We start from the raw sequence: 12,520 nt of genomic DNA, 5'->3' as shown, positions 1-12,520 counted from the left end.
CGGACTGTTTCAAAAAAATGAAAATTCTTTACATAATTACACGTGCGAATGAAATCGGTGGTGCTCAGACTCATTTGCGAGATATGACATCTGCTTTGGTAAATGATAATCACCAGGTAGAGTTAATTGTTGGGGAGCAAGGAGCTCTGGTTGATGAACTTCGGGCACTGAATGTGAAAGTTCATATTATACCTGAGCTTGTAAGAGAAATATCGCCATACAAGGATATTAAAAGCGCGTTAATTACTCGAAAAATTATAAAAGAATTTTCTCCTGATGTCGTTGCACTTCATTCTTCTAAAGCTGGAATTGTAGGAAGATTGGCAGCTCTATTCCTGAATGTTCCTGTTGTTTTCACCGTGCATGGTTGGTCATTTGCGAATGGTGTTAATGATAAAAAACGTCGTTTATACATTGTAATTGAACGATTTTTCAGCAAGATAACAGATGAAATAATTACAGTTTCCGCTCAGGATAAACAGCTTGCGATCAAACATAACGTCGCGTCTGCCAAACAGCAAACAGTGATTCATAATGGTGTGCCGTTAAAAAACTTTCCTCCTCATGCTTATCATAATAATGACGTAATAAAGTTAATTTCAGTTGCTCGTTTTTCTGAGCAAAAAGATCATGAAAGCTTATTGAAAGCTTTAAGTCTCCTGGAAACAAAAGATTGGATTTTGACTCTGGTAGGTAAAGGTCCAAAACTAGATGATATGAAGGCTCTCTCACGAGAGCTTGGAATAAGTGAAAATGTTATATTTATGGGTGAGCGTTTAGACGTAGACGCCTTACTGGCAGACAGCGATATTTTCCTGTTAATTTCAAACTGGGAAGGTTTCCCAATCAGTATTCTCGAGGCTATGCGTGCAGGTTTACCTGTTTTGGCTTCAGATGTTGGGGGTGTTTCAGAATCTGTCATTGATGGTAAAACGGGGTACCTTGTTCCTCGTGCAGATGTTGACGCCGTTAAAAACAGGCTGGCTGATTTAATAAACGATTTTTCTTTGCGTGCTGAATTTGGCAAGTCAGGAAATGAATTCTTCATGAAAAATTTTTCATTCAATGCTATGTACAATAAAACTTTGGAGCTTTATCAAAAAGCAATTAATAAAAAGCATAACAAATAATTATATTATTGCGTAATTTTTTTATTATAACGAATTATACCTGAACGTTTTTTAAGGATTAAAATACATCCAGTTTTGTGTTGTCTTAGGTGATCAAGGCCACAAATGCCTACCTCTGACCCTGATTTATGAGTTAAGATTCTTGCAAATTATATCTGTCGGGGGCACCCGACAGTGACCACACCTGACAGGAGTATGTAATGTCCAAGCAACAGATCGGCGTTGTCGGTATGGCAGTGATGGGGCGCAACCTGGCGCTCAACATCGAAAGCCGTGGTTATACCGTCTCCGTTTTCAACCGCTCCCGTGATAAGACCGAAGAAGTGATTGCCGAGAACCCAGGCAAGAAACTGGTTCCTTTCTATACGGTGAAAGAGTTCGTTGAGTCTCTGGAAACGCCTCGTCGTATCCTGTTAATGGTGAAAGCGGGCGCAGGCACCGATGCAGCTATCGATTCCCTGAAGCCTTACCTCGAAAAAGGTGACATCATTATTGATGGCGGTAACACCTTCTTCCAGGACACAATTCGTCGTAACCGTGAACTGTCTGCTGAAGGCTTTAACTTCATCGGTACCGGGGTTTCCGGTGGTGAAGAGGGCGCCCTGAAAGGCCCATCTATCATGCCTGGCGGCCAGAAAGATGCGTACGAACTCGTTGCGCCTATCCTGACCAAAATCGCAGCCGTGGCTGAAGATGGTGAGCCTTGCGTAACATACATCGGTGCCGACGGTGCAGGCCACTATGTGAAAATGGTGCACAACGGTATCGAATACGGCGACATGCAGCTGATTGCCGAAGCTTATTCCCTGCTGAAAGGCGGTCTGAACCTCTCTAATGAAGAGCTGGCTGAAACCTTTACCGAGTGGAACAAAGGCGAGCTGAACAGCTACCTGATCGACATCACCAAAGATATCTTCACGAAAAAAGATGAAGAGGGTAAATACCTGGTTGATGTGATTCTGGATGAAGCTGCGAACAAAGGTACCGGTAAATGGACCAGCCAGAGCTCTCTGGATCTGGGCGAACCGCTGTCTCTGATCACCGAATCCGTCTTTGCGCGTTACATCTCTTCCCTGAAAGAGCAGCGTGTTGCAGCGTCTAAAGTGCTGTCAGGCCCACAGGCTAAACCAGCAGGTGACAAAGCCGAATTTGTTGAAAAAGTTCGTCGTGCCCTGTACCTGGGGAAAATCGTTTCTTACGCGCAGGGCTTCTCTCAGCTGCGTGCGGCGTCAGACGAGAACAACTGGGATCTGAACTACGGTGAAATCGCGAAGATCTTCCGCGCGGGTTGCATCATTCGTGCGCAGTTCCTGCAGAAAATCACCGATGCCTATGCTGAAAACGCCGGTATCGCCAACCTGCTGCTGGCACCGTACTTCAAGAAGATTGCGGATGAATATCAGCAGGCGCTGCGTGACGTGGTTGCCTACGCTGTCCAGAACGGGATCCCGGTTCCGACCTTCTCTGCTGCAGTAGCCTACTACGACAGCTACCGCGCGGCCGTTCTGCCTGCCAACCTGATTCAGGCACAGCGTGACTACTTTGGTGCGCATACTTACAAACGCACCGATAAAGAAGGCGTGTTCCATACTGAATGGATGGAATAAGTTAACTTACTCGCTGTAATCAAAACCCGGAGCCAGTCTCCGGGTTTTTTTATGCAAAAAATGTCGCCTGTTATTCGAAGTAGTCTGAATATCGCCCCGCTCGTAGTGATTACTCCTGGTTTACCTTGACAGTTCAGTTTGCCAGGAGGTACAAAGCCCAACAGTTATGTTTATCGCGATGGTCTGGCGGCCATCAGTACAGTTAACTCACAGAAGTCATTAGCGAATGAAAATAACAATCTCCGGAACAGGGTATGTCGGTCTTTCTAACGGCATTCTGATTGCCCAGAATCATGAAGTGGTTGCGCTGGATATCGTGCAGGCCAAAGTGGATATGCTCAATCAGAAAAAATCGCCGATTGTGGATAAAGAAATCCAGGACTATCTCAGCAATAAACCGCTGAATTTCCGCGCCACGACAGATAAAGAAGATGCATACCGCGATGCGGATTACGTCATCATTGCGACGCCTACTGACTACGATCCTAAAACCAACTACTTCAACACCTCAACTGTAGAGGCGGTGATCAAAGACGTTATCGCGATCAACCCTGATGCGGTAATGGTCATTAAATCGACCATTCCTGTTGGTTTTACCAAATCCATTAAAGAAAAATTCGGTATTGATAATATCTTCTTCTCGCCGGAATTCCTGCGTGAGGGTAGAGCGCTTTACGATAACCTGCATCCTTCGCGTATCGTTATTGGCGAACGTTCTGAGCGCGCTGAACGTTTTGCCGCACTGCTGCAGGAAGGCGCAGTGAAGAAAGATATTCAGGTGCTGTTCACCGACTCCACCGAAGCTGAGGCGATTAAGCTCTTCGCGAATACCTACCTGGCAATGCGAGTAGCTTATTTCAATGAGCTCGACAGCTACGCAGAGAGTCTTGGACTGAATACCCGCCAGATTATTGAAGGGGTGTGTCTCGACCCGCGTATTGGCAACCACTACAACAACCCGTCATTTGGCTACGGCGGCTATTGCCTGCCAAAAGACACTAAGCAACTGCTGGCAAACTATCAGGCTGTACCGAACAATCTGATATCGGCGATTGTTGATGCTAACCGTACACGTAAAGATTTCATTTCCGACTCCATCCTTGCGCGTCAACCGAAGGTTGTTGGTGTGTACCGTCTGATCATGAAGAGTGGCTCCGATAACTTCCGCGCCTCTTCCATTCAGGGGATCATGAAGCGCATTAAGGCGAAAGGGGTTGAGGTTGTTATCTATGAGCCTGCCATGCCGGACGATCAGTTCTTCAATTCCCGTGTGATCCGCGATCTGGATGCCTTTAAGAAAGAAGCTGATGTCATCATTTCAAACCGCATGGCGGAAGAGCTGGCTGATGTAGCGGATAAGGTTTATACCCGCGATCTGTTTGGTAGCGACTGATTCTCTGCTTTATCCTGTAAAAAACCCGGCTGAATTGCCGGGTTTTTTATTTTCAGACCTTGTAGAAATCGCGATACCAGTCAACGAAGTTCTTTACTCCGTCTTTGACTGAGGTTTGCGGTTTAAAACCAATCACGTCATACAGTGCTTTAGTGTCTGCGCTGGTTTCCAGTACGTCGCCTGGCTGGAGAGGCAGCATGTTTTTCTCGGCTTTTTTACCCAGCGCGTCTTCCAGGGCGGTAATGTAATCCATCAGTTCTACTGGCGAACTGTTACCGATGTTGTAAACCCGGTAAGGCGCTGAGCTGGTTGCCGGGGAGCCGGTCTCAACGGTCCAGTTAGCATCTGCCTGAGGAATAATATCCTGCAGACGAATAATTGCTTCAGCGATGTCATCAATATACGTGAAGTCGCGCTTCATCTTACCGTAGTTATAGACATCAATGCTTTTGCCTTCAATCATCGCCTTAGTAAACTTAAACAGGGCCATGTCCGGGCGTCCCCACGGACCGTACACGGTAAAGAAGCGCAGGCCGGTGGTCGGCAGATTGTAGAGATGCGAATAGGTATGCGACATCAGTTCATTGGCTTTTTTGGTCGCGGCATAGAGCGATACCGGATGATCCACGGAATCGTCAGTGGAGAAAGGCATCTTGCGGTTGAGGCCATATACGGAGCTGGATGAGGCATACAGAAGATGCTGAACGTTATTATGGCGGCAGCCTTCCAGCACGTTGAGATGGCCGATAAGATTGGCATCCGCATAGGCGTGCGGATTCTCCAGAGAATAGCGAACGCCCGCCTGTGCGGCCAGGTGAATGACGCGATCAAATTTCTCACTGGCGAAAAGCGTGGTCATACCCTCGCGGTCAGCTAATTCCAGCTTGTGGAAGGTGAAATTCTCAGATTTTAACAGTTCCAGGCGTGCCAGCTTCAGGTTGACATCATAGTATTCATTGAGGTTATCGATACCAACAACCTGATGACCGGCCTCAAGGAGGCGTTTGCTGACATTCGCACCGATAAAACCTGCAGCGCCCGTGACCAAAAATTTCATAGCTTCCCTCATAAACCTTTTCTTACAGATGCCATAGCGCATCACATGGTGTCTATGATAGCGCGAAGGGTCGAAGTTACATAACCCATCTTTCCGATTTAACTCATCGGATTCTTATAGAAAAATCGCCAGTAACAGATAAACTATGCAGACATCATTCTGTTTGCCCTTTTTCATCTGTTAGGGATTGTATGACACAAAACAACAATAGCCAGGTCAGTCGAAGCAATGACCCTGAGCAAATTGATTTACTTGATTTAATGCTGCAGCTGTGGCGTGGGAAGTGGATGATAGCAACCTTTGTTGTTGTTTTTATCGCCCTGGCAATTGGATATTTATCGGTCGCAAAGGAGAAATGGACCTCCAGTGCGATTATTGCACAACCTGATGTAGCTCAAATTGCAACCTATTCCAATGCATTGAATATCCTCTATGGCAGTGCTGCGCCAACGATGCTTGATGTTCAAACACGTGTTATTGGTCGTTTTAATTCTTCCTTCTCTGCATTGGCACAGGCACTTGAAAATCAGGAAGAACCTGAAAAACTGGCGATTGAGCCTGCTGTAAAAGGGGAAGCATTGCCATTAAGTGTTTCCTATACCAGTACATCCGCAGAAGCCGCTCAAAAACAGCTGGCGCAGTACATCCAGCAGGTTGATGAGCAAACGGCAAAAGAGCTTGCCGTTGACCTTAAGGACAACATCAAGGAGCAGATAAAGACCCTTAATGATTCTCTGCAAAACCAGGAGAAGGTTGCCCAGGAGCAGAAGGATCTGCGTATCAAACAGATTGCTGAGGCTCTGAAGAATGCTGAAGCGGCTAAAATCACTACGCCGCAGATTCAGCAAACCCAGGATGTGACGCAGGAAACGATGTTCCTCCTGGGAAGCGAGGGATTGAAGTCGATGATTGAAAACGAAGCATCCCGTCCACTGGTCTTTTCTGCTGCCTATTATCAGACCAGGCAAAACTTGCTGGACATTCAAAACCTGAACGTAAACCCGGACACCATCCACGTTTATCGTTACGTCATGAAGCCGGATCTGCCAGTCCGTCGCGACAGCCCGAAAAAAGCTGTTATTTTGGTCCTTGCCGTGTTGCTTGGCGCGATGGTCGGTTCTGGCGTCCTGCTTGGCCGTAACGCATTGCGCAACTACAAACCAAAAGCCTGATTTGCAGATTAAAAAAAACCGGGGATTATCCCCGGTTTTTTTATTTGTGACGTTTGCGAAGATTCTCAATCACCGCCGTCAAATCCAGCTCCTGATCCTGCAGCAGCACCAGCAGGTGATACATTAAATCAGACGCTTCATTCGTCAGCTCCTCGCGGTCATGCACCGTCGCCGCCAGCGCCGTCTCAACGCCTTCTTCACCTACCTTCTGTGCGATACGCTTGGTTCCGCTGGCGTACAGCTTCGCGGTGTAGGAACTTTCAGGATCCGCCGTTTTACGGTCTGCCAGCAGCTGTTCCAGCTGATACAGGAACAACCACTGGTGGCTCGTCTCGCCGAAGCAACTGCTGGTCCCTTTGTGGCACGTCGGTCCAATCGGGTTTGCCAGCACCAGCAGGGTGTCGTTATCGCAGTCGGGCACCATGCTGACCACATTAAGGAAATGGCCCGAGGTTTCCCCTTTGGTCCACAGGCGCTGTTTCGTGCGGGAGTAGAAGGTCACTTTGCCGCTGTCGATCGTTTTCGCCAGCGCGTCCTGGTTCATATACCCCAGCATCAGCACTTCCCCTGAGACGGCATGCTGGACCACCACCGGCAGTAATCCGTCCGTTTTTTCCCAGTCCAGCTGCGCCTGTTGTTGTTCTGTTAACATACCCTGATCTCCACGCCCTGGTCGGCCAGGTACGTTTTTAACTCACCAATATTAATAATCTGTTTGTGGAACACGGACGCGGCCAGCGCGCCGTCCACGTTCGCATCGCGGAAGGCTTCGAGGAAGTGTTCCATGGTGCCCGCGCCGCCGGAGGCAATCAGCGGAACGTGGCAGACCGCACGGACTTTTTTTAGCTGCTCGAGGTCATATCCGTTACGCACGCCGTCCTGGTTCATCATGTTGAGGACAATCTCGCCCGCGCCACGCTTCTGCACTTCCTGCACCCAGTCGAGCGTTTCCCACTGCGTCACGCGCGTGCGGCTTTCATCCCCGGTGTACTGGTTTACGTGGTACTTGCCCGTTGCGGCGTCATACCAGGTGTCGATCCCAACCACAATACACTGTACGCCAAAACGATCGGCAAGGCGGGTGATCAGCTCCGGGTCGGCCAGGGCCGGGGAGTTGATAGAAATCTTGTCGGCGCCAAACGAGAGAATTTTGGCGGCGTCGTCTGCGGATTTAATCCCGCCCGCCACGCAGAATGGAATGTCGATCACTTCCGCCACGCGTGCCACCCAGCTTTTATCGACCACGCGGCCATCGCTTGAAGCGGTAATATCATAAAAAACCAGCTCGTCGGCGCCTTCATCGGCATAGCGTTTTGCCAGCGGAACGATGTCGCCAATGATCTCGTGGTTGCGGAACTGCACGCCTTTCACGACCTGACCATCGCGTACGTCCAGGCAGGGGATTATCCGTTTTGCCAGCATTGAATCGCCTCCGTCACAGTAAATTTTCCTTCCAGCAGGGCCCGGCCCACAATCACACCTTGCACACCGGTACCGCGCAGCGCGGCCACGTCCTCTATATCACCGATACCGCCAGAAGACTGGAACGCTACCTGCGGATAACGCGCGCAGATCTCTTCATACAGCGAGACGTTGGAGCCCGCCAGCGTTCCGTCCCGGGATATGTCCGTGCACAACACGTGCTTCAGACCAACGGGAAGATAGATATCGACCAGCTCTTCCAGCGTCACGCCGGAGTTTTCCTGCCAGCCGCTAACGGCCACCTGCTTATTACCCTGTTCATCAATACGCACGTCCAGCGCCAGGACCAGGGCATCGGCGCCAAAGCGGCGGAACCAACCTTTCACGGTCTCAGGATCTTTCACGGCGGTTGAACCCACCACCACGCGGGCAACGCCAGCGTCCAGCAGCGCCGCGACGTCATCCTCCGTACGCACGCCGCCGCCGACCTGGACGGGCACATCAACACCCGCAACAAGTTGTTTAAGCAGCGGGATCTGGCGTTTCGCCGGGTCTTTCGCGCCCGTCAAATCCACCAGGTGCAGTACCTGCGCACCCTGGGCGGCATAATCCTGCAGACGCGGCAGCGGGTCGTTTCCGTAGTCGCGCTGCTGGCCGTAATCGCCCTGATGCAGACGGACAACCGTACCGTCAATTAAATCTAACGCGGGAATAATCATCACATCTCCAGGAAGTTTTTCAGCAGCTGCGCGCCCGCGGCGCCAGAGCGCTCCGGGTGAAACTGCACGCCGAAGAAATTGTCTTTCTGTACGGCCGCCGTGAACGCTTCACCGTAGGTGCACTGGGCGATCGTGTTCACGTTCACCGGCATGGCGTAGCTGTGCACGAAGTAAAAATACGAGCCGTCTTCAATGCCGCGAAACAGCCTGTCGCCCGCTTTGGCGTAGACGCGGTTCCAGCCCATGTGCGGCAGAGGCAGGCCGTGGTCGGTCATTTTCGGCACGTCTTCGTCAATAATACCCAGCAGGTCAACGCCGTTGCTCTCTTCGCTGCGGCGGCCCAGGATCTGCATGCCCAGACAAATGCCCAGTACCGGCTGGGTACAGGCTTTGATCAGGTCGACCAGCTCGCGTTCGCGAATCTGATCCATCGCTGCCTGCGCGGTTCCCACGCCCGGTAAAAAGAGTTTGTCGGCGCGCAGCACCACGTCCGGGTCACGGCTCACCGCCGGCTCATAGCCGTGGCGCGCAATGGCCGATTTCACGGAGTTCAGGTTGGCGCATCCGGTATCCAGAATCACCACGTTCATTACAACACTCCTTTCGACGAGGGAAGGGCGTCACCTTCCACGCGAATTGCCTGGCGAAGGGTACGGCCAAAGGCTTTAAAGAGGCTCTCCACGCGGTGGTGGTCGTTCTTGCCCTTGGTCTTCAGGTGCAGCGTCAGGCCCATGGTGTAGGACAATGAGCGGAAGAAGTGCTCCACCATTTCGGTGCTCAGATCGCCCACGCGCTGATAGGTGAAGTCGGCTTTATATTCCAGGTGCGGACGACCGGAGATGTCCATCGCGCAGCGCGCCAGACACTCGTCCATCGGCAGGACAAAGCCAAAACGGTTAATGCCGCGCTTATCGCCGAGCGCCAGCTTCAGGGCTTCACCCAGAGCCAGGCCGGTATCTTCCACGGTGTGGTGATCGTCAATGTAGAGGTCGCCTTTTACCGCGATCTCCATGCGGAAGCCGCCGTGGGTGGCAATCTGATCCAGCATATGGTCGAAGAAACCGACGCCGGTGTGGATCTTGCTGCCGCCTTCACGGTCCAGCCAGACTTTCACGTCAATCTGCGTCTCTTTGGTGTTGCGCTCAACGTGGGAATAGCGGTCGCGCTTTGTCAGCTGCTCGCCAATCTTCGCCCAGTTAAGGTTGTTGCGGTCGTAGCGCAGCCCCGCGATGCCCATGTTTTCCGCCAGCGTGATATCGGTGATGCGATCGCCGATGACATAGCTGTTGGTTTTATCCAGCGCATCTTCTGCCAGGTAGCGCTCTACCAGCTTCACCTTTGGCTTACGGCAGTCGCACTCGTCGGCCGGCATGTGCGGGCAAATCAGCACTTCATCAAATACCACGCCCTGAGAGGTCAGCACCTGCATCATCAGATTATGCGGGCCGTCAAAGTCTGCCTGCGGGAAGCTGTCGGTACCCAGACCATCCTGGTTGGTGATCATCACCAGCTTAAAGCCTGCTTTTTGCAGCTTGAGCAGCACCGGGATAACGTCCGGTTCAAAAGCCAGCTTGTCGAATCGATCGACCTGAAAATCGGCTGGTGGCTCCGAAATAAGGGTGCCGTCACGATCGATGAAAAGGATCTTCTGGGTCATATTTTCTCCGCTTTCAGGGCGTTAATCACGCGCTGGCTCTCTGCACGGGTGCCTACGGTAATGCGCAGGCACCCGCTCAGAGAAGGTTGTTTATTCTGGTCTCGTAAGATAATGCCCTGATCCCACAAAGATTTAAATACGGCACTGGAGGCGGTGAAGCGCACCAGGATGTAGTTGGTTTCCGAGTCGAACACCTGCTCCACGCAAGGGATATTCTTCAGGGCGGTCACCAGATACTGACGTTCCTCCAGAATTTGCGCCACGCGCTCGCGCATCGCGTTGATCCCCTGAGGCGTTAGCGCCTGTGCCGCAATATCGGCAACCGGCGTCGAGAGCGGGTACGGGGCAATCACTTTCAGCAGCAGGTCGATGACCTCTTTATTCGCTAGCGTGAATCCGCAGCGCAGACCCGCAAGGGCAAAGGCTTTCGACAGCGTACGCAGTACCACCAGGTGCGGGTACTCCTCCAGCCAGCCTGCCAGCGTCGCCTGTGGGCAGAACTCGATGTAGGCTTCGTCGGCCACCACCAGGGCTTTACCGCGCGTCATCTCCAGCAGGGTGCGGATATCCTGCGGGTTGATAATCTGTCCGGTCGGGTTGTTCGGGCTACAGACAAAGACAACTTTTACGCCATCGAGATTGTCGGCAATGCCCTGCAGATCCAGCTGCCAGTTCTCCAGCGCCTGCACGTTGCGGCACGCTACGCCGAAGGTTTCCGCGCTGACGCTGTACATGCCGTAGGTCGGCTGGCAGTACATCACCGCGTCTTTGCCCGGCTCGCAGAAGGCGCGGATCAGCAGTTCAATGCCCTCATCCGCACCGCGGCTGACCAGCACCTGCTCTGGCTTCACTCCCGCATACTGCGCGTAGTTTTCAATCACGGCCTTCGGCTGACACTCCGGATAGCGGTTCAGCGTTTGCTGCGACAGCTCAAACTGCACCGCCGTCGGGAATTCGTTGGCGTTCAGCCAGACATCTCCTTTGCCTCCGAGACGACGCGCGGACTGATAAGGCGTCAGGCGACGGACATTTTCGCGGGCTAATTCTTCAATGTTCATGCTTGCTCCTTCAGGGCTGCAACGCGCAGCGTAACGGCATTTTTGTGGGCGGTCAGCCGCTCGGCGGCGGCCAGGGTTTCAATAGTAGAAGCCAGTGACGCAAACCCTTCCCGGGAGAGCTCCTGCACGGTCATGCGTTTCTGGAAATCCGCCAGGCCCAGGCTCGAACAGGTTGAGGTGTAGCCATACGTGGGCAGCACGTGGTTGGTGCCGGAGGCGTAATCGCCCGCGGACTCCGGTGACCAGTCGCCGAGGAACACCGAGCCCGCGCTGGTAATGCTGTCGACCAGATCGCGCGCGCTGCGGGTCTGAATAATCAGGTGCTCCGGACCGTACTGGTTGGAGATGACAATGCACTGCGCCAGATCGCGCGCCACTATCAGGCGGCTGGCCGCTAGCGCCTGACGTGCCGTGTCGGCGCGGGGCAGGTCGGCAAGCTGACGCTCCACGGCTTCGCCCACGCGTTTCGCCATATCGGCGTCCGGCGTCAGCAGGATGACCTGCGAGTCCGGGCCGTGTTCCGCCTGAGAAAGCAGGTCGGACGCCACGAAGTCCGGCGTTGCGCCGCTGTCGGCAATCACCAGCACCTCAGACGGCCCGGCAGGCATATCGATGGCCGCGCCGTCCAGACGCTGGCTGACCTGACGCTTGGCTTCGGTCACGTACGCATTGCCCGGGCCAAAAATCTTGTCGACCTTCGGAATGGATTCCGTGCCGAACGCCAGGGCTGAAATCGCCTGCGCGCCGCCCACTTTATATACCGCCTGCACGCCGCACAGCTTCGCCGCATAAAGGATCTCGTCGGCAATCGGTGGCGGTGAGCACAGCACCACTTTCTGACACCCGGCAATGCGTGCGGGAGTCGCCAGCATCAATACGGTGGAGAAAAGCGGGGCAGAGCCGCCGGGAATATAGAGGCCAACGGATGCAACCGGGCGCGTGACCTGCTGGCAACGCACGCCGGGCAGGGTTTCAACATCCACGGTCTGCAGCTTTTGCGCGGTGTGGAACGTATCAATGTTTTTCACCGCGACGGCCATCGCCTGTTTGATGTCGTCACCCAGACGATTGCTGGCATCAATGATTTCCTGCTCGGTAACCCGTAATGCGCCGACTTCCGTCTTATCAAACTTCGCGCTGTATTCACGCAGCGCGTCATCGCCACGTGCTTTGACGTTGTCCAGGATCTCGGCCACGGTGCGTGAGATGCTTTCTGAGGCGGAAATCGCCGGGCGCATCAGCAGCTCGCGCTGCTGTGCGTCGCTACAGGTATTCCAGTCGATGATTGTGTTAAAGCTCATGGCC

Annotated in this window: 12 protein-coding genes; 4 read left to right on the top strand and 8 right to left on the bottom strand. The window is 52.8% G+C overall.

Annotation, left to right across the window (positions count from 1 at the left end):
* Positions 1-17 precede the first annotated feature (17 nt).
* The 3 genes from DFO52_RS04715 (at position 18) to ugd (ending at position 4,130) form a co-directional block, all read left to right on the top strand.
* Positions 18-1,130, top strand: a complete 1,113-nt coding sequence (locus DFO52_RS04715; RefSeq protein WP_133549513.1) for a glycosyltransferase family 4 protein — start codon at positions 18-20, stop codon at positions 1,128-1,130.
* Between the two features lie 200 nt (positions 1,131-1,330).
* A complete protein-coding gene (gndA, locus tag DFO52_RS04710; RefSeq protein ID WP_024908082.1) occupies positions 1,331-2,737 on the top strand; it encodes an NADP-dependent phosphogluconate dehydrogenase in 1,407 nt (468 codons plus the stop codon).
* 226 nt (positions 2,738-2,963) lie between these two features.
* On the top strand, positions 2,964-4,130 hold the full coding sequence (gene ugd / locus DFO52_RS04705; protein ID WP_059347010.1) for a UDP-glucose 6-dehydrogenase: 1,167 nt from the start codon (positions 2,964-2,966) through the stop codon (positions 4,128-4,130).
* A 52-nt stretch (positions 4,131-4,182) separates the two neighbouring features.
* On the opposite strand, the gene DFO52_RS04700 is transcribed toward ugd, so the two are convergent.
* Entirely contained in the window at positions 4,183-5,187 is a 1,005-nt protein-coding gene (locus DFO52_RS04700; RefSeq protein ID WP_133549511.1) for an NAD-dependent epimerase, read from the bottom strand.
* Between the two features lie 191 nt (positions 5,188-5,378).
* Between DFO52_RS04700 and wzzB the strand changes: the two genes are divergently transcribed.
* Complete coding sequence (gene wzzB / locus DFO52_RS04695) at positions 5,379-6,359, top strand: LPS O-antigen chain length determinant protein WzzB (RefSeq protein ID WP_063441245.1); 981 nt, start codon at positions 5,379-5,381, stop codon at positions 6,357-6,359.
* Between the two features lie 40 nt (positions 6,360-6,399).
* Here wzzB and hisIE read toward each other — a convergent pair whose 3' ends face one another.
* From hisIE to hisD, 7 genes are read right to left on the bottom strand one after another with little or no spacing between them, the layout of a single operon-like run.
* Positions 6,400-7,011, bottom strand: a complete 612-nt coding sequence (gene hisIE / locus DFO52_RS04690; protein ID WP_133549509.1) for a bifunctional phosphoribosyl-AMP cyclohydrolase/phosphoribosyl-ATP diphosphatase HisIE — start codon at positions 7,009-7,011, stop codon at positions 6,400-6,402.
* Positions 7,005-7,781, bottom strand: a complete 777-nt coding sequence (gene hisF, locus DFO52_RS04685; RefSeq protein WP_023330862.1) for an imidazole glycerol phosphate synthase subunit HisF — start codon at positions 7,779-7,781, stop codon at positions 7,005-7,007. The genes hisIE and hisF overlap by 7 nt, the downstream gene beginning before the upstream one ends.
* Positions 7,763-8,500, bottom strand: coding sequence for a 1-(5-phosphoribosyl)-5-[(5-phosphoribosylamino)methylideneamino]imidazole-4-carboxamide isomerase (gene hisA, locus DFO52_RS04680; protein ID WP_133549507.1), 738 nt, complete (start codon positions 8,498-8,500; stop codon positions 7,763-7,765). The genes hisF and hisA overlap by 19 nt, the downstream gene beginning before the upstream one ends.
* Positions 8,500-9,090: an imidazole glycerol phosphate synthase subunit HisH gene (hisH, locus tag DFO52_RS04675; RefSeq protein ID WP_133549505.1), complete on the bottom strand. Its 591-nt coding sequence runs from the start codon at positions 9,088-9,090 to the stop codon at positions 8,500-8,502. The genes hisA and hisH overlap by 1 nt, the downstream gene beginning before the upstream one ends.
* Positions 9,090-10,157: a bifunctional histidinol-phosphatase/imidazoleglycerol-phosphate dehydratase HisB gene (gene hisB, locus DFO52_RS04670; RefSeq protein WP_047647361.1), complete on the bottom strand. Its 1,068-nt coding sequence runs from the start codon at positions 10,155-10,157 to the stop codon at positions 9,090-9,092. Before hisB ends, hisH begins: the two co-directional genes overlap by 1 nt.
* Complete coding sequence (gene hisC / locus DFO52_RS04665) at positions 10,154-11,215, bottom strand: histidinol-phosphate transaminase (protein ID WP_133549503.1); 1,062 nt, start codon at positions 11,213-11,215, stop codon at positions 10,154-10,156. Before hisC ends, hisB begins: the two co-directional genes overlap by 4 nt.
* Positions 11,212-12,516, bottom strand: a complete 1,305-nt coding sequence (hisD, locus tag DFO52_RS04660; protein WP_133549502.1) for a histidinol dehydrogenase — start codon at positions 12,514-12,516, stop codon at positions 11,212-11,214. Before hisD ends, hisC begins: the two co-directional genes overlap by 4 nt.
* Positions 12,517-12,520: the final 4 nt, after the last annotated feature.

Source organism: Enterobacter sp. AG326, assembly GCF_004362415.1.
Lineage (GTDB): Bacteria > Pseudomonadota > Gammaproteobacteria > Enterobacterales > Enterobacteriaceae > Enterobacter > Enterobacter asburiae.
This window is presented reverse-complemented; position numbering and strand designations above follow the sequence as displayed.

What these genes read in the sequence shown, in the direction of transcription:
- wzzB (WP_063441245.1), top strand. Translation starts at nt 5,379, where the DNA reads ATGACACAAAACAACAATAGCCAGGTCAGTCGAAGCAATGACCCTGAG.
- hisH (WP_133549505.1), bottom strand. Translation starts at nt 9,090, where the DNA reads ATGAACGTGGTGATTCTGGATACCGGATGCGCCAACCTGAACTCCGTG.
- hisF (WP_023330862.1), bottom strand. Translation starts at nt 7,781, where the DNA reads ATGCTGGCAAAACGGATAATCCCCTGCCTGGACGTACGCGATGGTCAG.
- ugd (WP_059347010.1), top strand. Translation starts at nt 2,964, where the DNA reads ATGAAAATAACAATCTCCGGAACAGGGTATGTCGGTCTTTCTAACGGC.
- hisA (WP_133549507.1), bottom strand. Translation starts at nt 8,500, where the DNA reads ATGATTATTCCCGCGTTAGATTTAATTGACGGTACGGTTGTCCGTCTG.
- DFO52_RS04715 (WP_133549513.1), top strand. Translation starts at nt 18, where the DNA reads ATGAAAATTCTTTACATAATTACACGTGCGAATGAAATCGGTGGTGCT.
- hisD (WP_133549502.1), bottom strand. Translation starts at nt 12,516, where the DNA reads ATGAGCTTTAACACAATCATCGACTGGAATACCTGTAGCGACGCACAG.
- hisIE (WP_133549509.1), bottom strand. Translation starts at nt 7,011, where the DNA reads ATGTTAACAGAACAACAACAGGCGCAGCTGGACTGGGAAAAAACGGAC.
- hisC (WP_133549503.1), bottom strand. Translation starts at nt 11,215, where the DNA reads ATGAACATTGAAGAATTAGCCCGCGAAAATGTCCGTCGCCTGACGCCT.
- hisB (WP_047647361.1), bottom strand. Translation starts at nt 10,157, where the DNA reads ATGACCCAGAAGATCCTTTTCATCGATCGTGACGGCACCCTTATTTCG.
- gndA (WP_024908082.1), top strand. Translation starts at nt 1,331, where the DNA reads ATGTCCAAGCAACAGATCGGCGTTGTCGGTATGGCAGTGATGGGGCGC.
- DFO52_RS04700 (WP_133549511.1), bottom strand. Translation starts at nt 5,187, where the DNA reads ATGAAATTTTTGGTCACGGGCGCTGCAGGTTTTATCGGTGCGAATGTC.